Genomic DNA, 24210 nt, shown 5'->3' with positions numbered 1-24210 from the left:
GCCGACGGACACTCGATAGATAGGTGCCCGATACATATCACCGAGAGTGACAACCGCGCCGCGGAGCCGGCCAGGGCCAACCCGATCCGTGACGTCGCGAACGACGGACGGGCACAGCGATAGCCCGGAGGCATACGCATGTGCGGAATCGCCGGATGGATCTCGTTCCGCAGGGACCTGGGGAACGAGCAGGAAACGGTCGACGCGATGACCGAGACGATGGCCTGCCGTGGGCCTGACGACCGCGGCACGTGGGTCGACGGACCCGCCGCGCTCGGACACCGCAGGCTCGCGATCATCGACCTGCCGGGCGGCCGGCAGCCGATGAGCGCCGAGGCACCCGAGGGCGGCGCGGTGGCGATGGTGTACTCGGGTGAGGCCTACAACTTCACCGAACTGCGCAAGGAACTGACCGTGCGCGGCCACCGCTTCACCACCACCTCCGACACCGAAGTGGTGCTGCGCGGCTACCTGGAGTGGGGGGAGGGCGTGGCGGAACGGCTCAACGGCATGTACGCCTTCGCCATCTGGGACAGCCGCGAGCAGAAGCTCGTCATGATCCGCGACAGGATGGGGATCAAGCCGTTCTACTACTACCCGACCGACGACGGCGTGCTGTTCGGGTCCGAGCCCAAGGCGATCCTGGCCAACCCGCTCGTCCCCCGCCACGTCACCCTGGACGGGCTGCGGGAGCTCTTCGCCTTCGTCAAGACACCCGGTCACGCGATCTGGGACGGCATGCGCGAGGTCGAGCCCGGCACCGTCGTCACCGTCGGACGGGGCGGCATCCGCACCCACGTCTACTGGGCGCTGCGGACCGAGCCGCACACCGACGACAAGGAGACCTCGATCGCGCGCGTGCGCGAGCTGCTCGAGGACATCGTGCGGCGTCAGCTCGTCTCCGACGTGCCGCGCTGCACCCTGCTCTCCGGCGGCCTGGACTCCTCGGCGATGACGGCGATCGCGGCGCGGCAACTCGCCGACCAGGGCGAGAAGGTGCGCAGCTTCGCGGTCGACTTCGTCGGCCAGACCGAGCACTTCGTCCCCGACAGCCTGCGCGGGACGCCCGACACCCCGTTCGTCCACGACGTCGCCGATCTCTGCGGGACCGAGCACCAGGACATCGTCCTCGACTCCGGCCAGCTCGCCGATCCGGACGTGCGGGCCAGGGTGATCCGCGCCCGTGACATCCCGGCCGGGCTCGGCGACATGGACTCCTCCCTCTACCTGCTGTTCAAGGCCATCCGGCAGCACTCGACCGTCGCCCTTTCCGGAGAGTCGGCCGACGAGGTCTTCGGCGGCTACCGCCAGTTCTTCGACGAGGAGGCCCGCAGGGCCGACACCTTCCCCTGGCTGGTGCGGTTCACGACGGAGTTCGGCGACGACGGCAACATCCTCACCGAGCAGGTGGCCAAGTCCCTGGACCTGGAGGGCTACGTCCACGACGGCTACCGCCGCGCGGTCGCCGGCGTCGAACGCCTCGACGGCGAGAGCGACTTCGAGTACCGGATGCGCGTCATCAGCCACCTCCACCTCACCCGCTTCGTGCGCATCCTCCTCGACCGCAAGGACCGGGCGAGCATGGCCAACGGCCTGGAGGTCAGGGTCCCGTTCTGCGACCACCGCCTGGTCCAGTACGTCTACAACGCGCCCTGGTCGCTGAAGTCCTTCGACGGCAGGGAGAAGAGCCTGCTGCGCGAGGCCACCGCGGACGTGCTGCCCCGCTCGGTCTACGACCGGGTGAAGAGCCCGTACCCCTCCACCCAGGACCCCAAGTACTTCGTCGCGCTCCAGGAGAACGCCAAGGACCTGCTGGCCAAGCCCACGCACCCGGTGTTCGACCTGGTCAGCCGGACCTGGCTGGAGGACGCGGTCAGGACCGACACCCCGGTCAGCACGCACGCCGCCCGGCACGGCCTGGAACGCGCCCTCGACCTGGCGCTGTGGATGGACCTGTACTCGCCCACGATCGGGATCCCCTGACCCGACGGAGACCACGCGAGGGGGCCGACGATGGCGGCGGTCGGTGAGGAAGACGCCCTGGACTTCGTGGTGTCCCTGCACCGCCTGGTGCGGCTGCTGCGCCGCGCCCGCCCCGAGCCGAGGGTCCAGCCGACCCCGCTCATCGTCCTCGCCCTGCTGAACCAGTACGGTCCCTCGCGCGTCGGCGTCCTCGCCGAGCGGGCCGCCTGCACCCAGCCCACGATCACCGCCGCGGTGACGCAACTGGAGGCGGCCGGGCTGGTCCGCCGCGAACCCGACCCGGCCGACGGCCGTGCCACACGGGTGGTCATGACCGCGCCGGGCCGGCGGGAACTCGTGCGGATGGCCCGCGGCGAGGCCGAGGCCCTCGCCGCGCGCCTGGGCACCCTGCCGCCGGAGGACGTGCGCAAGGTCCTCGAGGCAGGTCGTCTGCTGCGCCGCCTGACGGACCGCGACTGACACCCGGACGGCGCGGATTACCAGGTGGTCACCCAAGGTGACGTGCTGCCGTTGATGGGCTTCCTCTGGCGCGTCGGCGTCGACACCCGCGGCCGGGACCGGGGCCGCCGCGTCACCGACCTGGTCGTCAACGGCCTGCGCCCCCGGACATGGCCGGTCCTTGATCGACCGCGGCTAGTGTGTGCGTCCGGACGTCGGGGTGGGGAGCTGGTCGTGGTCGAGATGACGGACTCGTCGAGCAGCGCGCGTGCGCAGGTCTCGACGCCCAGGGCCCACTCGCTGCCGCCGGCCCGGGTGCGCTCGGCGAGGCGTTCCAGCGCCCCGGCGGCGGCCTCCGGCCGGCCGCTGCGGGCGGCCGCCTCGATCAGCTCGAACAGCGTCCATCCAGGAAACCCAGGTCCTCGTACCGGCACGCGCGCGTCGCGGCCTCCACTTCGGGCTGCGCGAAGGGGCGGCGCGTCCCGCTGGGGTCCGGTCAGCTGGTCGAGCCGGCCCAGCAGGGTCCCCGTCGCCGTCGGCGTCTTCCCCGACGAGCTCTACCGGGCCCCCGGGAGCCGGGCGGAGCAGGTCGCCCGAACCTCGTCCGGTGCAACCCGCTCCCCGAGGGCGGTCACTCGCCGTGTGGGAGCAGCCGGAGCCGCTCGATGCGCTGACGGCGCCCGGGTTGCGGAATCCCACCGTCCTCGCGGACCGTGGGATTCCGGGCCGCACGACCGAGGAGGTGCCGCCATGGACGTCCCGACCCTGGCCGGGCTCCTGCACGAGACCGAGGAGCGCCACGGCGCGTACGAGGCGACCGCCCCGGAGCACCACTGGTGGGACTGGTACGCCGCCTACCTGTTCGCCCGTGAGCAGGGCCGTACCCCCGACGAGGCCGCCCGTGAGGCCGCGGCCCACATGCAGGCGCTGCTGGGCTAGGCCGACTCGCCGGCCGCTCCTCACCGGGCGAGCGCCGCGGCCCAGTCGCGGAACCGCTGCGGGGGCTGCAGTCCGGCGATCCCGTGACGTCGGGAGACCCAGGTGGGTGTGGCGTGGACGCCGTACCGCCAGGCGAGCAACTCCGACGCGGCCAGCGCGTCGGTCATCGCCGCGGAACCCCAGGCCGCGCGCAGCCCCTTCGCGTCGCCCCCGGCCTCCTCGGCGAGGGAGACCAGCAGCTCCCGGGACTCGATGTCGAGGCCGTCGGCGAAGTTGGCCGCGAACACCGCGGCGGCGAAGCGGCCGGCGGCCTCGCGGTCGCTCGCGGCGAGCCATTCGTGGGCCTCCAGCGCGGGGCGCGAGTGGGTGCCGCGGTCCGTCCGGCGCAGCGGCAGGCCCGCCGCCTCGGCCTCGTGGGCGAGGAGCGCGTACGCGGGGTCCGTGCGCCGGCCGGGAGGGCTGCCGCTGGGCCCCGTCCAAGGGTGGATCCGCAGCGCGTGCCCGACCACGCGGATGCCGTGCTCGCGGAGGATCCGGGTGCGGTCCTGGGCCACGTAGCAGTAGGGGCAGATGAAGTCGAACCAGTGCTCGGCGGTCGCGGTGCGCGGCGGCGAGCAGGGCCCGGGGGCGGAGGTGACGATCATCTGGTGCTCCTCACGGTTCGCGAGATTCGTTACCACTGATATCTGTAACGTAAGTCGCTTCCGAGGTTCTTCCCGCCTCGGGCCTCGACCGTTTTCCGGGGCTCAGGAGGCGACGAGTGCCCGCAGGGCCGTCGCGACGAGTCCCGGGTCCTCCTCCGCCATGAAGTGGCCGCAACCGACGGTGGTGTGCGTCAGGTCGGGGGCCCAGGCCTGCCAGAGAGCGCGGGCGTCGTAGCCGAGGGCGGCGCCCCAGTCCTGCTGGAGGACCGCGACCGGCATCCGGAGCCGCCGGCCCGCGGCCCGGTCGGCCCGGTCGTGGTCGGCGTCGACGGTCGCCGAGGCGCGGTAGTCGGCCACGATCGAGGGGACGGCCGCGCGGCAGGCGTCGAGGTAGGCGGCGCGCACGGCGGGCGGGAAGGTCTCCGGGGACCGGTTCCACGCGTCGAGGAAGTGCCCGAAGAAGGCGTCCGGGGCGGCGGCGATCATCTGCTCGGGCAGGCCCGGGGGCTGGGCCATCAGGTACAGGTGGAAGCCCACGGCGGCGTCGGCGCCGCGCAGGACGTCCCACATGTCCAGGGTGGGCAGCACGTCGAGTACGGCCAGCCGGCTGACCGCGTCGGGATGGTCGAGCCCGGCGCGGAAGGCGACCAGCGCACCGCGGTCGTGGCCGGCGAGCGCGAAGCGGTCGTGACCGAGCGCGCGGGCCAGCGCGACGACGTCCGCGGCCATGGTGCGCTTGGCGTACGTGGCGGGTCCCGCGGGGGCCGGTTTGTCGCTGGCACCGTAACCACGCAGGTCGGGGCAGATCACGGTGTGGTCGGCGGCCAGGTCGGCGGCGACGTGGCGCCACATGAGGTGGGTCTGCGGGAAGCCGTGCAGGAGTACGACGGGGCTGCCCGAGCCGCCGACGGCGACGTTGAGGGCGACGCCGTCGGCGACGGGGACGCGGTGGTAGGCGAAGCCGGGGACGACCGGTGTCATGGTGCGCTGCTCTCGTTCGGTGGTGGGGGAGTGACGTGCCCGCCGGTGGCGGACGCCCCGAGCCTCCCGCCCGCGGATCAGCATCCGGTCAGCGCGTACCGTGGCTGCGGGGAGGACGGCCGGAGAGGTGGGCAGGGTGCGGGTCGCTTTCGGTGTGCTCGGGCCGGTCGTCGCCTGGGACGGCGACGGTCGCGCACTGGCGCTCAAGGGCCCCCGGCACCGGGAGGTGCTGGCGCGGCTGGTGGTGGCGCGTCGGCGTGTCGTACCGGTGACCCGCCTGGTGGCGGACCTGTGGGACGAACCCCCGGCCGGCGCCGTCGGGGCCGTGCAGACCTTCGTCGGGGCGCTGCGCCGCGAGCTGGAACCGGAGCGGCCGCCCCGCGCCCCCGCCCGGCTGCTGGTCACCGCGGGCACCGGGTACGCGCTGCGGGCGGACCCGGACAGCGTGGACGCCTGGCGGTTCGAGGCCGCCGTCGACGCCGCCGCGGCACTGCCGCCCGCGGCGGCGCTGACGCGGCTCGAGGAGGCGCTGGACCTGTGGCGCGGTCCCTCGTACGGCGAGTACGCCGACCGGGAGTGGGCCCGCGGCGAGCGTTCCCGCCTCGCCGAACTGCGGCTGCGGGCGGTGGAACGGCGGGCGGAGGCCCGGCTGGAGCTGGGCCTTGCCGCCGAGGCGGTGCCCGACCTGGACGCGCACCTGATCGCGCATCCGTGGCGGGAGGACGCCTGGCGGCTGCTGGCGCTCGCGCTGTACCGGTCGGGCCGTCAGGGGGACGCGCTCGCCGTGCTGCGCCGGGCCCGCGCGATGCTGGCCCGGGGACTGGGGCTCGACCCGGGAGCGGCGCTGCGCCGTCTGGAGGCGGACATGCTCGCCCAGGACCCGCGCCTGGACCCGCCGGCGCCCGCGCCCGCCGGCCCGGGCGACGCGGCCGCCCGGGTGTGGGCCCGGGCGGCCCAGGCGTACGACCGCACGGTCGCCGCCGGGGCCCGCGCACGGCTGGAGTCGACGGTCGGCCTCCTCCGCAATCTCGCGCTGACCGGGGGCGGCGGCCTGGAGGCCACCCGGGAGCACCGCCTGGCGGCCGTCGCCGCGGCGGAGGAGTCCGGCGACCCGGAGCTGACCGCCCGGGTGATCGGTGCCTACGACGTCCCCGCGATCTGGACCCGCAGCGACGACCCGGAGCAGGCCCGCCGTATCGTCGCCGTCGCCGAGCGCACCCTGGCCGCCCTGCCAGCCGACGCCGCGCACGAGACCGCACGCTGCCGCCTGCTGGCGACGATCGCGGTGGAGACGCGCGGCATCCGCTCCGCCCGCGGACCGCTTGCGGCCCGGCAGGCCGAGGAGACGGCCCGCCGGCTCGACGACCCGGCGCTCCTCGCCTTCGCGCTCAACGGGGTGTTCATGCAGAGCTGCGCCCGGGCGGGCCTCGCGCCGCGGCGGGACGCGATCGGCGCCGAACTGGTGGCGCTGGCCCGGCGGCACGGGCTGACGACGTACGAGGTGCTCGGTCACCTGATCCGGGTACAGGCCCGCAGCGCGCTCGCCGACCTCCCCGCGGCCGACGTGCACGCCGCCGCGGTCGACGTCCTGGCCGAACGCCACGAACTGCCCCTGGCCGGCGTGTTCACGCAGTGGTACCGGGCCCTGCGGACGGCCGCCTCCGGGGGCGGGCCGCGGGCTGGGGCCGCCTACCGGGCCGCCGCCGCACGCCTGGAGGGCGCCGGGATGCCGGGTGTGGAACGGGGTCTGCTGCCGCTCGCGCTGCTCTGCCTCGACCTGGCCGACGGCAGCGTCCCGGCGGCGCGGATCGCCGAGTGTGTCGACCCCGCGGCGGAGTGGGGGCCGTACCGGCCGTGGGCCCAACCCTTCGTCCTGCTGCGCGCCGGCCGCCGTGCCGAGGCCCTGGCGGCCCTGCGGGCCCTGCCCGAGCCACCCCCCGACCTGATGTACGAGGCCCTGTGCTGCGTGCAGTCCGTGCTCGCCGTCGAGCTCGGCGACCGCGACGTCCTGGAGGCGCTCCACGCCCGCCTGCTCCCCGCCGCCGGGGAACTCGCGGGCGCGGGCAGCGGTCTGCTCACCGCGGGTCCGGTGGACCGGTACCTGGCCGCCGTCACCGCGGCGCTCGCCCCGTAGACCCGGCGCGCCCGCACGGCCCCGAAAGAGGAAGGGCCGGCACCCCGTGAGGTGCCGGCCCCTTACATCCCCGGTGGGTCAGATGGGGAGGATGTTCTCGGCCTGCGGGCCCTTCTGGCCCTGCGTGACGTCGAAGCTCACCTTCTGGCCCTCCTGGAGCTCACGGAAGCCCTGGGTGGCGATGTTGGAGTAGTGAGCGAAGACGTCGGCGCCGCCGCCGTCCTGCTCGATGAAGCCGAAGCCCTTTTCCGAGTTGAACCACTTCACGGTGCCGGTCGCCATGGGAATCTCCTTCGGGAGCAGTACATGAAGCCCGCACTTTGCGGACCTCCGTCGCCGCAATGACCCCTCCGGGACAACCGGAAAACAAAAAATGCACCTGTCGGTCACATCCCGGCAGGTGCACGTAAAGTTCATGGGTACCAAAACTGCAACGCGATCAACCTAGCACAGGCGTCGTCGGACGACCACGGGGCCGGGTCCGCCACCGGTCGTGGCGGACCCGGCCCCGTAGGTGTCCGGTCAGTAGGTGAACCGCTGGAGGCCGTTGGCCCAGGGGTTCACCAGGAAGACGGTACGCGTGGCGGGGTCGAGGAACAGGCCGCGCCGGCTGGTGAAGTCGAAGTTGGACGTGCTCAGCGTGGAGTTGACGAGGTTGGCGACGGGGTGCCGGGCGAGCACCTTCCCGGTGTCGGGGTCGAGGACGGTGATCTCGCTGAGGGCGTTGTTGTCGCCGGTGGTGGCCTCCTCGTACAGGTGGGCGACGAGGGCGACGTGGTGCCGGGTGTCGAGCACCGGCCACATGACGCCCCGGGTGCCGAGGTCGGCCGGCGCGGAGGTGGCCAGGGACTTCTGATCGGCCGAACGCCAGGTGCCGGTCGGGAACTCGCCCGTGGTGTAGCTGGGGGTGGCGGGTCCGGCGGCGACGTACACCCGGTCGCCCTTGCCGTCGGGCAGGAGCCCGGCGGTGCAGGCCGGCATGGTGGTCAGCGGCGACACCTCGCGGGTGCCGGGGTCGACCGACACCGCCCAGTAGGGGACGCGCCCGGACAGGCAGGGCCCCATGGTGCCGGTGGTGGCCACGAAGAACGTGCCGGTCGAGGCGTCGACGGAGACGTTGCCGAAGGCCCGCCCCGGGTTGTCCGCGTTGAGCGGGATCGGCGCGGAGATCTTGCCGGTGGCCATGTCGACGGTCCACAGCGAGGCCACGCCCGAGACCCCGTCGAAGGTCGTCACGGCCGCCCGGTGCCGGGCCGGGTCGACGGCTCCGCCCTGGAAGTACACCGACGTCGAGCCGGTGCCCGGGTCGAGGGTGCTGAGCCTCACGCGCGCACCGGTCTTCGTGTCGCGCAGGTCGACCTCGGGGAGCACACCGCCGTCGAACGGCCGGTGGCCGATCAGGGTGTGTCCCGTGCCGGGGTCGGCCCCCAGGACCTCCTGCATCATCGAGGTGCCGGTCTGGCGGGACACCGTGGTGCCGAGGGTTCCCTCGGAGAGCGAGTACGCGGTGGTGGCCGAGCCCTCCAGGTGGATCCAGCCGTCGTCGCCCTCGGCGAAGTCATCGGTGGCGAGCAGCGCCGTGCCCCCGCTGACCTCGATGTTCTCCAGGGTGCCGGAGACCGTGTCGCCGTCGAGGTACTGCACGAACGACGTGGGCGAGGCCTGTCCGACGGGCTTGCCCGCCCGCGTGGGCAGGACCCGGACCGGGTACTGCAGTCCGGTCGGCAGGCCGAGGGCCTTGAGGTCGAGCACGGTCCGGCCCTTCACCGACGGCAGGGCCCGGAAGAGGGTGGAGGCGTGGTCGACGCCGTTGTCGTCGCGGCCGCTGCCGTTCTGGTTGGTGGCGGTGTTGAGAGCCCCGTACAGGGTGGGTGCCGGGGTGAGGAACTCGATGGCCGCGCCGTCGGCGTGCGGAGCCGAGGAGGCGTCCCAGGAGACCGTCAACCGCGGCTCCGCCCGGGTCAGTTCGACGGCGTGCGCCGTGGCGGACTTCCCCTGCCCCAGCAGCGGTGCCTGCGGCCGCTGGTCGGCGCCGGGTCCGACGCGCAGTGCGCGGAAGTCCCCGAAGACCTGGCCGTCGTAGAGCGTGACGCCGATGCCGTAGAGCCCGGCGCCACCCGGCGCGAAGGCGGAGGCGGGGATGGTCACCGTGCCCTTGGTGCCGGTGAGCGGGGTGCGCCACTGGGCACGCCACTTGTCGCTGGTGGTGAAGGGCGTCCAGTGGCCGACCGAGGAGAGCACCAGCTCGGGGGCGGTCGCGTCCCGCAGGCCGGTGAGGTCGTAGTGCACGGTGACGGACTTGCCCAGCGGGGACGAGCCGGGCGCGGTCGGGGCCTTCGGCTGCACATAGGTGCCGTCGGCCGCGCCGAAGGTGAGCCGCTGACCGGTCGAGGCCACTACCTTGTGGCCGTCGAGGGCCTCGAACGTCACCTGTACGGTGCGCGCTTCGCCGGAGGCGAGGGGCAGGCCGGCGGCGGCCAGCAGCTCGCGCGGCAGGACGCGCAGGCTCGGGCCGGCGGACGGGATCGTGCCGTGCTCACCGACGCGCAGACGGTACGTCAGCTTCCGGTGCCCGCCGGTGAGGTCGAGGCCGAAGGTGATGGGCGAGACCGCGTTCTGCCCGGACGGGTTGCCCCAGGCGTCGGCGGGGCCCGCCAGGTCGATCGCGGAGGGATCGGTGGCCTCGACGAAGGCGGTGGTCGGGCTCACCGACAGCAGCTGGCGCTCGGCGACGGACAGCCGTACCGCGGCCGGGGTGAGGGAATGGCGCTTGGCGAGCACCTTCTCCACCGCCGCTGTCACGTCCAGCTGGGGGCCCATGCGCAGTTCCCGGTCGGCCTGCGGGGGCTGGGCGATCGGGCGGCCGGTGTCCACCAGCAGCTTCCGGACCTCACGCGGGCTGAGCTTCTGCCCGGTCGCCTCGGCGGCCGCCAGCACGTTGGCCGCCGCAGCGGCGATCATCGGGGCCGAGGCCGAGGTGCCGCCGTTGAGCACCACGCCCGGACCGTCCGGTGTGTGGATCAGCGAGGGCAGGTTGTCGCCGGGCGCCGCCAGGTCGATCCGGGTGCCGAACCCCGAGGAGTAGCCGGCGGAGCCGTTGTAGCGGGTGGTCGGGTAGACGGCGGTGCGTACGTCGTCCGAGCTCAGGGTGTCGTCGACGGTGGTGCCGCCGGCGGCGATCACCCCGGTGTCACGGACCAGGGTGGGGGTGGTGGTGGGGGCGACGTCGTCGATCGACGTCTGCGCGCGGCTGCTCGACGTCACGTCGGTCGGGGTGCTGCCGCCGTCGGGGCCGACCGACACCGGCAGGCCCAGGCGGGTGCCGTCGTTGGACGACACGACCACGACGATCCCCGAGTCCACGATGGCGCGCAGGGTGTCCCTGATCTCCGGGTCGTCCTCCAGCCACCGCGAGGGGAAGCCGATCGAGCCGTCCGTGCCGAAGCCGAGGCTCGCCGTGATGACGTCCGGCCGGGGCTTCTGGGCGGCCGCGGCCCGCAGCGCGGCCGCGATGCCGGTGGCCGAGGGCTCCTCGGGGATCACGAGCCGGTACTGCGCGCCGGGCGCGATGCCCAGCAGGTCGGTGGCGCCGATGCCGGTGGCCTCCGGGCGCTGCCGGTCGTGCGGCAGCGGGGCCATCATCGAGAAGTCGAGCAGCACTTCGGCGAGGTTGGGGTCCTGGCCCTCGATGGCGCCGGCCGCGTCGAGGCGGCCCTTGTTGTCGCTGGTGTAGGTCGGTATGAGCGGCAGGGAGGGGAAGTCGAGGTAGCGCTTGCCGTCGCGGAGCACCGTGGTGGGGCCGTTGAGGCGCACGTACTCGTCACCCGCGTCGGCCATGCCCTGGTCGGTGAGGTCCCCCAGCGACACGTTGGTGATGACCTGGCCCTGACCGGGCAGCGCGCGGAGGTACCTCGCGGTGTCCCGGAAGGCGCCGACCGCGTTGACGCCGCCCGCGTTGAGGTAGGACTGGAAGGACGTCGTCAGGCCCTCGTTGGTGGGCAGGTCCTTGGCGGCGGAGGGGGCGGCGGTGCGGGCCGCGCTCCGGTCGCCGATGCCGTCGACGGCCTCGCGGACCGCCTTCGGGAGCGGGACGGCGCCTGAGTTCATGGTCCGGGGGCGCACCGCGGAGCCGCCGCCGGTGGCGCCGCCCACGCTGTACGGCGTGAGCGCGGCGGCGTCGGCCCGGCGCTGGAGGATCTCGGCGGACGGGGTCAGGGAGCCGCCGAACGCGCTGCGGCCCTTCGTGCCCGCCACGGGGAAGGCCCGGGTGGTGCCGTCCTTGCGGGTCAGGGTGCCTGACCCGTCGTCGGACCAGTGCAGCACCGAGCCGTCGTCGAGGGTGAGGGTGTGTGCCGCGGGGGCCGCGTGGGCCGCGGCCCGGGACGCCGGGGCGTCCGGATCCGCGGCGTGGGCGACGGAAGGCGCGGCGATCGTGGACAACAGGGCGGCGAGCGCCGTCAAACGCGCTCGTCTGAAGCGGTGGGACATGCAACGCCCTTCGGTGATCGGGTGAGGAACGTGCAGAGGGCCGGCGGGTCTTCGGGACGGGCGGACGGAGCTCACCTTGACGCTGCCACGTCACACCGGACAAGCTCCCGCAGCTGCGGGTTTGTGCAGTTGCCCACATGCGCGGGGTGCGGCACGGCCCGGCGGGACGGTCAGGCGCCCTCGTGCTCCGCGACGCGCACCAGGTGCACCGCCGAACTGGCCCAGTCGCCGGGCGGCAGATCGAGCACGAGCCCGTACCCGCCGAGCACCGCCGCGTGGTGCACGGTCCCCGTACGCGTGTCGCGGTAGCGGGCCCCCGCGGTGAGGCCGCCCAGCCGCACCGGTCCCCGCGGGCCGCCGTGCCGCTGGACGCGCTGCCAGGCGAGCACCAGCGCCTCGCTGCCGTCGTGCGCGGCGTACTCCACGACGGTGGGGCCGTCGTCCCCGGGACCGCGCAGCCGGTGCAGCGCTCCGTGCTGGACGAGGTGACGGACCCGCTTGTACTCGGCCACCAGCTCCGCCCCGGCGGCCAGTTCCTCCTCGGACCAGCGGGTGAGGTCACCGCCGATGCCGAGCAGCCCGGCCATCGCGACGTGGAAGCGGAAGCGCAGCGGCACCGTGCGGTGCGTGAGCTGGTTCGGGACGTCGGTCACCCAGGCGGCCATGGTGCGCGCGGGGTAGACCTGACCGTAGCCGTGCTGGATCGCCACGCGGTCGGCGGCGTCGGTGTTGTCGGAGGGCCACGCCTGGTCGGTGCGGGAGAGGATGCCGAGGTCCACCCGGCCGCCGCCGCCGCTGCAGGACTCGATCCGCAACTGCGGATGGTCGGCGCGGAGCCGGTCGATCACCCCGTAGAGGTGGTGCACGTACCGCGTCCACAGCCGGTCCGCGCCGTCGTCGCGTCCGGGCCAGCCGGCCTCGCTGAAGGCGCGGTTCATGTCCCACTTGAGGAAGTCGACGCCGTTCTCCGCGACGAGCCGGGTGAGCCAGCCGTACGCCCAGTCGGCGACGTCCTGCCGTGCGAAGTTGAGGACCAGCTGGTTGCGCAGCTCGGTCCGGTTCCGGTGCGGGACGTGCAGCACCCAGTCGGGGTGCTCGCGGTACAGGTCGCTGTCCGGGTTGACCATCTCCGGTTCCACCCACAGGCCGAAGCGCATCCCGAGCCGGTGCACCCGGTCGGCCAGGGGGGCCAGCCCGGAGGGGAAGCGGTCGGCGGCCGGGGTCCAGTCGCCGAGGCCCGCGCGGTCGTCGCGCCGTGCCCCGAACCACCCGTCGTCGACGACGTACAGCTCCACGCCGAGCGCCGCGGCCCGGGCGGCGAGCGCCGCCTGGCCGGGCTCGTCGACGTCGAAGCCGGTGGCCTCCCAGGAGTTGTAGAGCACCGGAGCCGTCTCCCGCGGGTGCGGCAGGACGTGGGCCAGGGTGTACGCGTGCCAGGCGCGACTGGCCGCGCCGAAGCCCCCGCCGGTGTACAGGCCCGCGAAGGTGGGCGTGGTGTACTCCTCGCCCGGGGTCAGCGGCACGTTCGTACCGTCGTGTCCCGCACCCCCCGTGAAGCCGGCGCGCCCGTCCGGGGTGCGCTGCGCGGTGACACGCCAACTGCCGCTCCAGGCCAGGGCGGCGCTCCACACCCGGCCATGGGTCTCGCCGGCGTCACCTGCGTCGACCATCACCCACGGGTTGGCGTGGTGGCTGGTGATGCCGCGGCGGCTGGTCAGCACGGTCTCGCCGTACGGCAGCCGCTCCCGGCGCAGTTGGCTCTCCGCGGACCACTGGCCGGTGACGTGGCTGAGCCGGTAGTCGGGCAGCGGCGGCAGGCTCCAGGCGGCGGAGTCGGCGCGGAGCACCGTGAGGGCGTGCTCGCCCGCGTTGCGCAGGACGGTGCGCCGCTCGATGACGTCGCTGTCGTCGTGGAGACGGTAGTGGAGGGTGACCTCCAGCGGGTGGACGCGGTCGCGGAACCGCAGCGCCAACTCGTGCACACCGGGCGCGGGTTCCCGCACGTCATGACCCGTCGGCTGCCACTCGAAGCCCCTGCTCCCGTCGGGGAGGCGGACCTGGAGGGACGGTACCCCGAAGCGGGCCCCGCCGTCGACGGGGAGTTCCTCGCTCACCGGCGAACGGCCCTCGAAGCTGCTCGCGTCCGGTCCCGGCGGGACGGCGAGTTCGGCCGCCTCCTGCAGGGTCAGCCGCGGGCCCCAGGCGACGTGGCAGGGGGCACCGGTCGCGTCGATGCGCAGTGCGTACGACGTGCGCGGGGTGCTCAGCAGCCAGATCCCGGTGTCCGGGGCATGGGAGATCACGGGCATGGGTCCTCACGTTCGGGTCGCGCCAGGAGACAGGCGGCAGCCAATCCTTACCTTGGATCACATGTCAACACCCACTCTGGTCCGACCTTTTCCAGTTGAGGGGCCCTCACTTGGTCTACTTCCGAGGAGTCTTGCTTCTTTTATTGACAGCAGAAAAGAACCCACCTAGGTTCCCGGCCATGTCCTCGATCCCGCCGGGGGAGGCGTTCCCGGCCCACACGCCGGCCGCCTCCCAGATCTTCACCACCGTCCTGTGCCACGGTCCGCTCACCCGCACCGAGATCGCCAAGCGTGCCGGGCTGTCAGCGGCCGCGGTCACCAAGGCGGTCCGGCCGCTGATCGAGGCCGGGTACCTGGTCGAGGACGTGGACGAGGAGGCGCGTCCCTCCCTGGGACGGCCGGCCAACCCCGTACGGGTGGACGGCGGCCGGGCGCTGTTCATCGGCCTCAAGATCACCGGCGACGAGATCATCGGTGTGCTCACCGACCTCTGCTGCCGGATCCGCACCTCCCGCCACGTGCCGCTGGCCGCCCCCGACCCCGGGGCCGTCCTGGCGTCGGCGGCGGCACTGGTGCACGAACTGCTGGCGGAGGCCGACGGTTTCGGCGTCCCCGTCAGCGGCCTGGGCATCGCGGTCTCCGGTGACGTGGACCGGGCCGGCGGCCTGGTGCGCTACTCGCCCTTCCTCGACTGGCGGGACATCCCGCTGGCCGAGCTGGCGGGGATGACCACCGGCCTGCCCGTCACCGTCGACAACGACGTCAGGGCGCTCACCGTCGCCGAGCAGTGGTTCGGCGCCGGGGTGGGCCTGTCCGACTTCGCCGTGGTGACGGTCGGCGCGGGCATCGGCTGCGGTCTCGTGGTGCACGGGCGGGTGGTCTCGGGCGCGTACGGGGTGGCCGGCGAGATCGGGCACCTGTCCATCGACCCGGCGGGACCGCTGTGCCACTGCGGCAACCGCGGGTGCGTGGAGGCGATCGCCGCGGACCCGGCGATCGTGCGCGCGGTCCGCGAGGCGACGGGAACCCCCGTGGCCGACGCCGCCGAGGCACTGCGACTGGCCCACGGCGGCGACCCGGGGGCCAGGGAGGTGTACGCGCGGGCCGGCGAGGCGATCGGCCGGGCCATCGGCTCGGTGGCCAACCTCTTCGGCCCGGAGCGCGTGATCATCTCGGGCGAGGGCCTGGTGGCCCACGACCTGTTCGCCGACCAGATCCTCGAGGCCTTCGCCGCCTCCGCCTTCGGCACCGCCGGGCAGTGCGACCTGCGGACCCGTCCGCTGCCCTTCGAGGAATGGGCGCGCGGGGCCGCGGCCACCGCGATCCAGTCCTTCATCAGATCAGACACGTACTAGGAGTAGCGATGACGCTGCAGAGCCGCACCGTCCTGACCGCGCCTCAGCCCAGCCGCCGCACCGTGGTCGGCGGGCTGTTCGGGCTCGGAGCCGCGGCGCTCGCCGCCCCCCTCCTCACCGCCTGCGGCGGGGGAGCGGCGGCCGACCCCAAGACGGTGACCTTCGGGTCCAACGGGGCCGACGCCACGCCCAAGTCCGCCTACGCGGCGGTGACCAAGGCCTTCACCAAGGACAGCGGGCTGACGGTCAAGACCAACACCGTCGACCACGACAGCTTCCAGAAGGGCATCTCCAGCTACCTGCAGGGCACTCCGGACGACGTCTTCACCTGGTTCGCCGGTTACCGCATGCAGTACTTCGCCAAGAAGGGCCTCGCCACCCCCCTCGACGACGTGTGGGAGAAGATAGGCGGCGGCTTCAGCGAGGCCACCAAGCAGCTCTCCCGCGGCGAGGACGGCAAGTTCTACTTCGTCCCGCTCTACAACTACCCCTGGGGCGTCTTCTACCGGAAGAGCCTCTTCCAGGAGCGCGGCTACACCGTCCCGCGCACCTGGTCCGAGTTCACCGCGCTCGCCAAGCGGATGAAGAAGGACGGCCTCTCCCCGATCGCCTCCGGCTACGGGGGCGGCGACGCCTGGAGCATCCTCGGCGCCTTCGACTACCTCAACCTGCGGGCCAACGGCTACGACTTCCACATGTCCCTGATGCGCGGCGAGGTCTCCTGGACCGACAAGCGCGCCGTCGCCACCCTCGACCTGTGGCGCGAGATCAGCCCGTACTACCAGCAGGGCGCCGGCGGACGTTCGTGGCAGGACGCGGCCCAGTCGCTGCTGGACAAGAAGTCCGGCATGGCGGTCATCGGCCTCTTCCTCGGCCAGCAGGTCACCGACGAGGCGCTCCGCTCCGACATCGACTTCTTCCCCTTTCCCGAGATCGACCCGGTCAACGGGCAGGACGCCGTCGAGGCGCCCACGGACGGCTTCATGCTCAGCCGCCGCCCCAAGAACGAGAAGGGCGCCAAGAAGCTCCTGGAGTTCCTCGGCAGCGCCGAGGCCGAGGGCCTCTACATGGGTGTCGACCCCAGCAACGTGGCCGTCCATGCGCAGGCCGACACCGGCTCCTACAACCCGCTGCAGAAGAAGTCCGCCGAACTCATCGCCTCCGCCAAGTACATCACCCAGTTCGCCGACCGCGACAGCGACCCCGGGTTCATCTCCACGGTCGTCCTGCCCGGACTCACCCAATGGCTCGGCCACCCCGACGACGGCTCGGCCCTGCTGAAGCGCATCGAGTCGCAGCGCTCGCGCTTCTTCACCTCCTGACCGGACCGGGAAGGTTCACCGTGCCCTCCGCGTCCCCCACCGCACCCTCCGCCCCCACGCCGCAGGCCCCCGCCACCGGGGCGCCCCGGCGCCGCCCCCGCCGGCTCGGCGCCGGTGACCGGCTCTTCCTGGCGGCCGTCGTCGGCGTCCCGCTCCTGGCCCTCCTGGTCTTCGTCTGGCTCCCGGCACTGGCCTCCATGGGCCTGTCCTTCACCAGCTGGGACGGCATCTACCTGTCCGACATCCACTGGGTCGGGCTCGACAACTACCACCAGATCCTCACCAACTACCCGCCGTTCTGGCCCGCGGTGCGGCACAACGTCATCTGGCTGCTCTTCACGGCGCTGCTGCCCACCCCGTTCGGGATCTTCCTCGCCTACCAGCTCGACCGGAAGCTCCGCTTCACCCGGGTCTACCAGACGGCGATCTTCCTGCCGATGGTGCTCTCCCTGGCCGTGGTCGGCCTGATCTGGGAGATCATCTACAACCCCGACACGGGCCTGCTGGACGGCATCCTGGGCGCGGTGGCCCCCGGCCACCACGTCGACTGGCTGGGCGACCCCGACCTCAACCTGTGGGCCGTCCTGGTCGCCTCGGCCTGGCGGCACACCGGCTACATCATGATCCTCTACCTGGCCGGGCTGAAGGGCTTCGACCCGGCCCTGAAGGAGGCCGCCGCGCTCGACGGCGCCAACGGCCGCCAGACCTTCCTGAAGGTTGTCTTCCCCGCCCTCAAGCCGGTCAACGTCATCATCCTGGTCGTCACCGTCATGGAGTCCCTGCGGGCCTTCGACGTCGTCTACGTGCTCGGCGGCGGCGTTGGCAGCAAGCCCGGCATGGAACTGCTGTCGCTGCTGATCACCGACAACATCATCGGCGAGTCCAGCCACATCGGTTACGGCTCCGCCCTCGCGGTCGTCCTGCTCCTGGTCTCCCTCGCCGCCATCGGGACCTTCCTCGTCCAGAACTTCCGCAAGGAGGACCGGTGACCACGACCGCCACCCCGCCCGTCACCCCGGCCCGCCCCCGCCGCGAGGCCTCGCGCGGCGGCGGGGCCTCCAAGCCCCCGCGGCAGACCGGCCGGCACCTGATGCTCGCCACGATCGCGCTGCTGTGGCTGCTGCCGCTGCTGTGGGCCGTCTACACCTCGCTGCGCCCCTACGCGGACACCAGCAAGCACGGCTACCTGTCCTGGCCCCGCGGGATCAGCCTGCAGAACTACACCGACGCCTGGAACCAGTCCGGCATGCCGCACTTCTTCTGGAACTCGGTCCTCATCACCGTCCCGTCCGTCCTGGGCACCCTGTTGTTCTCCGCGGCGGTCGCCTTCTTCGTCTCCCGCTTCGACTTCCGCTGGAACATCGCGCTGCTGATGCTCTTCACCGCGGGCAACCTGCTGCCCGCGCAGGTGCTCATCACCCCGCTCTACCGGCTCTACCTGCTGGTACCGCTCCCGGCGTGGATGAGCGACTCGCTGCTGCTGTACAACTCGGCCTGGGGCATCATCGCCATCCACATCGCCTACCAGTGCGGCTTCTGCACCTTCGTGCTGAGCAACTACATGAAGACGATCCCCGGGGAGATCTCCGAGGCCGCCCTCGTCGACGGCGCCCAGGTGTGGCGGCAGTTCTTCCAGATCATCCTGCCGCTGTGCCGGCCGGCCTTCGCCGCGCTCGCCACCCTGGAGTCGATCTGGATCTACAACGACTTCTTCTGGCCGCTCGCCCTCATCGAGACGGGTGACAAGCGCCCCATCACCTCCGCCCTGGCCAACCTGCAGGGCCAGTACTTCACCAACCCCAACCTCATCGCCGCCGGTGCCCTGATGACCGCCGTCCCCACCCTGCTCGTGTACTTCGCGCTCCAGCGGCAGTTCATCAGCGGCCTGACCATCGGCTCCGGCAAGGGCTGACCTCGCCGGGCCCGGCACGCACACCCGCACCGCACCCGCCGTACCCCCCACCCCCAGGAGGCCCGACCCATGCGGTCACCCTCGCGCTCCGCCCTGTCCTCGACCGCCGCCAGGACCCTGCTCGTCCTGGCCCTCACCGCCGGCGTGTCGGCCGCCGTCCCCGCGGCCGGGGCGACCGGCCCCGACGGCGTGCCCGCCGCGACGGCCGGGACCACCGCCGTCACCGCGCACCAGGTCGCCGCCAAGCCCTACATGGGCTGGTCGAGCTGGAGCATGCAGTCCTCGAAGTACCCCGGGCTCAACCCCACGGGCGACTACAGCTACCTGACCGAGGCGAACGTCCTCAAGCAGGCCGACGCCATGGCCGCCAAGCTCAAGAAGTACGGCTACAACTACGTCAACCTCGACGCCGGCTGGTGGCGCGACCAGTCCTGGAAGCCCGAGTTCGACGCGTACGGCCGGCAGACCCCCGACCCCGGGCGCTTCCCGCGCGGCATGAAGGCGGTCGCCGACCACGTCCACGCCAAGGGCCTCAAGGCCGGCATCTACCTGCCGGTCGGCCTGGAGAAGGAGGGGTACGGCGACGGCAAGGTGCCGATCTGGAACACCACCGACTGCACCACCGCCGACATCGTCTACGACGACCTGCGCACCACCAACGGCTGGGACAGCTCCTACAAGATCGACTTCTCGAACCCCTGCGCGCAGAAGTACGTCGACTCCCAGGCGCGGATGATCGCCGACTGGGGATACGACTTCCTGAAGATCGACGGCGTCGGTCCCGGCTCCTTCAAGAGCGGTGACAACTACGACAACCGCGCCGACATCGCCGCCTGGCAGAAGGCCATCGCCGCCACCGGCCGCCCCATCCACCTCGAGCTGTCCTGGTCGCTGGACATCGGCCACGTCGCCGACTGGAAGAAGTACTCCAACGGCTGGCGGATCGACACCGACGTCGAGTGCTACTGCGACACCCTCGTCTCCTGGGAGAACTCCGTCGACGACCGCTTCGCCGACGCGGCCGCCTGGAGCCGGCACGGCGGCCCCGGCGGCTGGAACGACCTCGACTCCCTCGACGTCGGCAACGGCCGGATGGACGGCCTCACCAAGGCCGAGCGGCAGACCTACATGACGCTGTGGGCCATCGCCAAGTCCCCGCTCTACACCGGTGACGACCTCACCCGCCTCGACGACTACGGGCTGTCCCTGCTGACCAACCGCGAGGTCATCGCCCTCGACCAGTCGAGCACCCCGCCGGCCCGCCCGGTCACCCCCGTGGGCGACCAGCAGGTCTGGGCCGCTGAGAACGCCGACGGCAGCTACACCGTCGCCCTGTTCAACCTCGGCGACGCCCCCGCCGCCGTGACCGCCGACTGGACCTCGCTCGGCTTCTCCGGCCGCGCCTCGGTCCGCGACCTGTGGAACCACGAGGACCTCGGCTCCCACCGGGGCAAGGTCACCAAGTCCCTTCCCGCGCACGGCTCGCGCCTGTTCACCGTCACCCCGCACGGCCCGGTCCAGCCCATGACCGGCTACGAGGCGGAGGCCGCGGGCAACACCCTGGCCGGCAACGCCTCCCTCGCCGACTGCGGTGCCTGCTCCGGCGGTAGGAAGGCCGGCAACCTCTACCTCGGGGGCTCGCTCCGCTTCAACGACGTCGTGGTGAAGAAGGCCGGCACCTACATGATCAAGGTCGCCTACGTGAGCGGTGACGCCCGCACGGTCCGGGTCTCCGCCAACGGTGGCGGCGCCACCGCCCGCACGTTCCCGTCCACGGGCGACTGGGGCACCGTCGAGGCGGTCAGCCTTCCCGTCACGCTGAAGGCGGGCGCCAACACCGTCACCTTCGACAGCGCCGACGGTTACGCCCCGGACATCGACCGGATCGACGTGCCCGAGCTGTCCTGACACCCCGTGGGGCCCGGCACGCGCCGGGCCCCACGGCGGGCGGAAGACAAGGTGGGCCGGCAGACACGGACGGGGGAGCGCGCATCTGCCGGCCCACGGTCACCATAGGGCTCCGAGGGGGGCCGTCGCCCGGGCATCGCCGATGTCCGCCGGTTTCGGCCACGAACGCGGCGCGGAGCGTCCACCCCCCTTCCGCCGCGCCCCACGTGCCTCACACGCGGGCGGCGGAGCGCAGGTCGTGGTCGAAGGCGCGGATGTCCTCGGTCGTGAGGGTGGCGCGGGTACGGGCGACCGCCTGCAGGTAGTCCTCGGTGCGGTGCGTCAGGTCCGCCGTGCTGCGCGGGTCCGTCGCCAGGTGCCGTTCGAAGGCGGTCTGCGCGGCGGCCTGCGCCGCGTACTCGATGTCCGCCGGTGTGAAGCGGTCGCTCGCCTCGACCAGCGCGTCCAGGTCGATGTCCGCCACCCGGTCCGGACCGATGTAGCGGATCCAGATCGCCCGGCGGGCCGCGGGGTCGGGCGGGCCGACCGGGATCAGGAAGTCGAAGCGGCCCGGCCGCAGGAAGGCCGGGTCCAGCGAGCGCACCGCGTTGGTCGCGCAGATCAGCAGCCGGCGCTCGCCGCGCCGGAACTGCGGGATGAGCTTGAGGAGCTCGTTGGTCACCCGGTGGGCCAGGGTGGACGGGTCCTGCCGCTCCGAGGCGATCTCCTCCGCCTCGTCGAAGAAGAGCACCACCTGCTCCAGGTGCTCGACCCGGGCGAAGAGCCGACGCAGTCCGTCGGCCACGCCGTGCGCGTCCTCGGCCAGCTGGTACGGGAGCACCTCGATGAACGGCCACGCCAGCCGGGAGGCCACGGCCTTGGCGAACGTCGTCTTGCCGGTGCCCGGCGGACCGAAGAGGACCACCGCACGCGGCGGCACCAGGTGGTAGCGCTCCGCGACCCCGGGGTTCTCCAGCGGCAGCACCAGCCGCCGCTCGATGAGCGCCTTCTCCGCGGTCATGCCCGCGATGCGGTCCCACAGCCCTTGCTCAGGGACCGCCCCGCCGAGCTGGTCGAGCAGGGTGTCCTGCGCGGAGTCGGCTGACAGCAGCTTCTCGAAGTAACCGAGCCCGGGGCGGAAGGAGTACCCGGAGTTCCGGAACGCCTGCTCACCGACCTCGCCCTCGGGCAGCAGTGCTCCGATCCGGCGCATCCCCGCCTGGCTCAGACTGTCCTCCAGGGCCGCCAGCAGCGCCGAGCCCATCCCGTGGTGGCGCCACTGCCGGGCGATGGCCAGCCGCAGCACCCAGGCGCGCTCCTGGGCCGTCGAGGACACCGCCGCCCCCACGACCCGGTCACCGACCATGGCCACCACGGCGGGCGCTCCCGCGCGCAGCGCGCCGACCACCTCCGCCAGGGTCACCGCGGGGTCCTCGGTCGTGTCGCGCGACTCCTCCCAGATGCGCACGACCTGGTCCAGGTCGCCTTCCTCCAGATCACGTACCCGCCAAGGCGTCATCGAGCTCACCTCCCGACCATTCTGGCCCAGGTGGCGCCGGAGCGCTCAGCCGGCGGGGTGGCCGACCTGTTCTTGCGCGCGCCCGGGCGGGGCGTCGGCCTGGCGGAGTTCGGCGAGCAGTTCGGTCTGCCCCGCGAGGAGTTCGGTGAGGATGCGGCGGGCCGCGCGCAGGAGTTCGGCGACGTCCCCGCCGGCGAGGGCGTAGCTGACGGTGGAGCCCTCGCGGATCGACACCACGATGCCGGACCGGCGCAGCACCGCGAGCTGCTGGGACAGGTTGGAGGGCTCGATCTCGATCTCGTTCAGCAGGTCCCGTACCGGCACCGGGCCGTTCTGGAGCAGCTCGAGGACCCTGATCCGCACGGGGTGCCCGAGCATGCGGAAGAACTCGGCCTTGGCCTGGTACAGGGGTACCTGCATCGTGTGTCGCTCCTGCCCGGTCTCCGACGGCCCTTCCCGTACGCGCCGGCGGCCGCTCCCGCTGCCGCCGGCGCGACACTGCGTCCAATCCTTCCCCTTCCGGGGCCCGTGCACCGCCGTGCTTGTGCGGATCAGGATGTGCCGAATTGAAGGATTCTTCAATTCCCGGGCGCACGGAGCCCCGAGGGAGGAACGGCGGCTACAGCTCGAGGTCGGCCTCGATGCGCCGGAGGCGGTGGCGGGCCATCGCGAGGTTGGCGTTGCGACGGTCGAGCACGAGGTAGAGGAACAGGCCGTTGCCGTCGCGGCTCTTGAGCAGCCGGACCAGGTGGTACTGCGTGTTCATGGTGATCAGGACGTCCTCGATCTCCTCCTTGATGCCCAGTTCCTTCATCGTCCGGGCCTTGGCGCGGATCACGTCGGTGTTGCCGGCGGCCGCGACGGTCAGGTCGAGGTCCTTGCCGCCACCGATCGTGCCCAGCGCCATGCCACTGGTGTAGTCGACCAGGGCAGCGCCCACGCTGCCCTCGATCGACGTCATCGTCTCCTTGAGGGAGGTCTCCACATTCGCCATCGGCGTCCGCTCCTTGCCGTCGCTCTCCAGGCGTCCGCGCGTCCGCGCGTCGCCGCCCCGGTTGGTGACGGAGAAGCTACTGAACGTGACGGGCCCCGTGGGGGAATCGGCGATGCCGGGGAGCGGACCGGAGCCCCCGGGTAGGATGCGCCGCCCCCCACACCGCGCCGGCCGCCGCCGCGTCGACCTCGGCGCGCAGCGGCGTAGCCGGCGACGGGAGCGCCCTTGCCGGGGGCGCGGGGACGGGCGCCGGGAGCCGCGGCGCGAGCCGCGGCAGCCACTCGTGCTCCTCGTCCACGTCGTTCGCGGTCCCCGCGGTCCTGGGCAGCCGTACGACCGTGTCGCTGTCCAGGCGGTACATGACGTTGGAGGTGCCGGCCGACCCGGTGGGGGTGAGCGGGAGGTCCGCCCAGTGGGGGAACCGCGCGTGCAGCAGCCGGCGTACCAGCGCAGCCTCGATCCCTGCCTGGTCGCCGCTCAGGGTGCGTGGGGGCATGTCCGCCTTCCGAAGTGGTCCCGCGCGACCGTGCTCAGCAGCACCGGGGGCGTGCGCGGCACCGGAATTCCGCGGACGCGGGGAGCCCCGGGTGGGGGACGCCGGAGCCATGGGCTTGGATGTGCGCGTGACCGTTCATGACGTTGCCCCCCGACTGCCCTCCATCGCCGAACTGCGCGACCACTGCCGCGCGCTGGCGATGCTCGACGCGATCCTCAGCCCCGAGTGGGAGATGCGGTACCACTCCTTCGACGCCGTGTGGGACACGGGGGAGGAGATGGCCTCCCTGCGCAACGGGTCGGGAGACGAGTACGCGATCGTGTTCTGCGCGGCCGGGGCCTTCATTCGCGGCTTCGACCACGAGTCCCCCGTCAGCCCCTACGGTTCGGAGGACCACGAGCCCTGGCCGGGGATCGTCGACGAGGTCCCCGAGGCCTTCCGTCCGTACGTCGAGGAGCCGGCGTTCTGCGATGAGGACGGCGTGCCGGTCGCGACCGTCTGCCTGTGGCGCGCAGCCGGGGACGACGCGTGGCGGCACGGGTCCGTCGACCTGCCGGAGGACCGCGAGGACGCCGACGGCGCGTCGTACCTGTTCCGTCTGCTGACCGACCGGTCCCCCGAGGCGTTCCGCGCCTTCGCCGAGGAGTACTACGAGGTGCCGGTGGACCTGGACGCCGTGCGCCATGTCCACGCGCTGCGCCCGCTCACTCCGGAGGTCGTCGCGAGGCTGAACGCGGAGGTGACGCTCGACGGTCTGGCCGAGGACATCGCGGGCATCGGCTATCCGCGGGGCACCGCCTGACGGCAGG

19 protein-coding genes are annotated in these 24210 nt (G+C 72.7%); 10 read left to right on the top strand and 9 right to left on the bottom strand.

Going from position 1 to position 24210, the window contains the following annotated elements:
* Positions 1–138 precede the first annotated feature (138 nt).
* The 3 genes from asnB (at position 139) to ABZ312_RS32565 (ending at position 3360) form a co-directional block, all read left to right on the top strand.
* A complete protein-coding gene (gene asnB / locus ABZ312_RS32575; protein ID WP_500324526.1) occupies positions 139–1983 on the top strand; it encodes an asparagine synthase (glutamine-hydrolyzing) in 1845 nt (614 codons plus the stop codon).
* Between the two features lie 30 nt (positions 1984–2013).
* Positions 2014–2442, top strand: coding sequence for a MarR family winged helix-turn-helix transcriptional regulator (locus ABZ312_RS32570; protein WP_500324528.1), 429 nt, complete (start codon positions 2014–2016; stop codon positions 2440–2442).
* A gap of 729 nt (positions 2443–3171) precedes the next feature.
* A complete protein-coding gene (locus ABZ312_RS32565) occupies positions 3172–3360 on the top strand; it encodes a bleomycin resistance protein (RefSeq protein WP_500324530.1) in 189 nt (62 codons plus the stop codon).
* A 20-nt stretch (positions 3361–3380) separates the two neighbouring features.
* Here the strand turns inward: ABZ312_RS32565 and ABZ312_RS32560 are convergent, their stop codons facing one another.
* Together ABZ312_RS32560 and ABZ312_RS32555 are read right to left on the bottom strand one after the other, a co-directional pair.
* Positions 3381–4004, bottom strand: coding sequence for a DsbA family oxidoreductase (locus ABZ312_RS32560; RefSeq protein WP_500324532.1), 624 nt, complete (start codon positions 4002–4004; stop codon positions 3381–3383).
* A 102-nt stretch (positions 4005–4106) separates the two neighbouring features.
* Entirely contained in the window at positions 4107–4985 is an 879-nt protein-coding gene (locus ABZ312_RS32555; protein WP_500439321.1) for an alpha/beta fold hydrolase, read from the bottom strand.
* Between the two features lie 136 nt (positions 4986–5121).
* Here ABZ312_RS32555 and ABZ312_RS32550 point away from each other — a divergent pair, with 136 nt between their 5' ends.
* On the top strand, positions 5122–7119 hold the full coding sequence (locus ABZ312_RS32550; RefSeq protein WP_500439320.1) for an AfsR/SARP family transcriptional regulator: 1998 nt from the start codon (positions 5122–5124) through the stop codon (positions 7117–7119).
* A 78-nt stretch (positions 7120–7197) separates the two neighbouring features.
* Here ABZ312_RS32550 and ABZ312_RS32545 read toward each other — a convergent pair whose 3' ends face one another.
* The 3 genes from ABZ312_RS32545 to ABZ312_RS32535 form a co-directional block, all read right to left on the bottom strand.
* Positions 7198–7401, bottom strand: coding sequence for a cold-shock protein (locus ABZ312_RS32545; protein WP_326570877.1), 204 nt, complete (start codon positions 7399–7401; stop codon positions 7198–7200).
* A gap of 240 nt (positions 7402–7641) precedes the next feature.
* A complete protein-coding gene (locus ABZ312_RS32540; RefSeq protein ID WP_500439319.1) occupies positions 7642–11580 on the bottom strand; it encodes a S8 family serine peptidase in 3939 nt (1312 codons plus the stop codon).
* A 197-nt stretch (positions 11581–11777) separates the two neighbouring features.
* Positions 11778–13916 (bottom strand): alpha-galactosidase, encoded by a 2139-nt coding sequence (locus tag ABZ312_RS32535; RefSeq protein WP_500439318.1) that lies wholly within the window; start codon positions 13914–13916, stop codon positions 11778–11780.
* A gap of 179 nt (positions 13917–14095) precedes the next feature.
* Between ABZ312_RS32535 and ABZ312_RS32530 the strand changes: the two genes are divergently transcribed.
* The 5 genes from ABZ312_RS32530 (at position 14096) to ABZ312_RS32510 (ending at position 20413) form a co-directional block, all read left to right on the top strand.
* Positions 14096–15271 carry an ROK family transcriptional regulator gene (locus tag ABZ312_RS32530; RefSeq protein WP_500324541.1) on the top strand — a complete coding sequence of 392 codons (1176 nt, stop codon included), beginning with the start codon at positions 14096–14098 and terminating at the stop codon, positions 15269–15271.
* 8 nt (positions 15272–15279) lie between these two features.
* Complete coding sequence (locus ABZ312_RS32525; protein ID WP_500439316.1) at positions 15280–16593, top strand: ABC transporter substrate-binding protein; 1314 nt, start codon at positions 15280–15282, stop codon at positions 16591–16593.
* A gap of 20 nt (positions 16594–16613) precedes the next feature.
* Entirely contained in the window at positions 16614–17582 is a 969-nt protein-coding gene (locus ABZ312_RS32520) for a carbohydrate ABC transporter permease (protein ID WP_500324545.1), read from the top strand.
* Positions 17579–18505 carry a carbohydrate ABC transporter permease gene (locus ABZ312_RS32515; protein WP_500324547.1) on the top strand — a complete coding sequence of 309 codons (927 nt, stop codon included), beginning with the start codon at positions 17579–17581 and terminating at the stop codon, positions 18503–18505. Before ABZ312_RS32520 ends, ABZ312_RS32515 begins: the two co-directional genes overlap by 4 nt.
* Before the next feature lie 69 nt (positions 18506–18574).
* Positions 18575–20413 carry an alpha-galactosidase D gene (locus ABZ312_RS32510; protein WP_500439314.1) on the top strand — a complete coding sequence of 613 codons (1839 nt, stop codon included), beginning with the start codon at positions 18575–18577 and terminating at the stop codon, positions 20411–20413.
* A gap of 211 nt (positions 20414–20624) precedes the next feature.
* On the opposite strand, the gene ABZ312_RS32505 is transcribed toward ABZ312_RS32510, so the two are convergent.
* From ABZ312_RS32505 to ABZ312_RS32490, 4 genes are all read right to left on the bottom strand, one after another.
* A complete protein-coding gene (locus tag ABZ312_RS32505) occupies positions 20625–21911 on the bottom strand; it encodes an ATP-binding protein (protein ID WP_500324551.1) in 1287 nt (428 codons plus the stop codon).
* A 45-nt stretch (positions 21912–21956) separates the two neighbouring features.
* Positions 21957–22331 carry an ArsR/SmtB family transcription factor gene (locus ABZ312_RS32500; protein WP_500324553.1) on the bottom strand — a complete coding sequence of 125 codons (375 nt, stop codon included), beginning with the start codon at positions 22329–22331 and terminating at the stop codon, positions 21957–21959.
* A gap of 199 nt (positions 22332–22530) precedes the next feature.
* Complete coding sequence (locus ABZ312_RS32495) at positions 22531–22905, bottom strand: roadblock/LC7 domain-containing protein (protein ID WP_500324555.1); 375 nt, start codon at positions 22903–22905, stop codon at positions 22531–22533.
* 76 nt (positions 22906–22981) lie between these two features.
* A complete protein-coding gene (locus ABZ312_RS32490; RefSeq protein ID WP_500439312.1) occupies positions 22982–23401 on the bottom strand; it encodes a phosphotransferase in 420 nt (139 codons plus the stop codon).
* A 109-nt stretch (positions 23402–23510) separates the two neighbouring features.
* On the opposite strand from ABZ312_RS32490, the gene ABZ312_RS32485 reads away from it, so the two are divergent.
* Positions 23511–24203, top strand: a complete 693-nt coding sequence (locus ABZ312_RS32485) for a hypothetical protein (protein WP_500324558.1) — start codon at positions 23511–23513, stop codon at positions 24201–24203.
* Positions 24204–24210 lie beyond the last annotated feature (7 nt).

It is taken from the genome of Streptomyces sp. NPDC006207, from assembly GCF_040613835.1.
Classification (GTDB): Bacteria; Actinomycetota; Actinomycetes; order Streptomycetales; family Streptomycetaceae; genus Actinacidiphila.
This window is presented reverse-complemented; position numbering and strand designations above follow the sequence as displayed.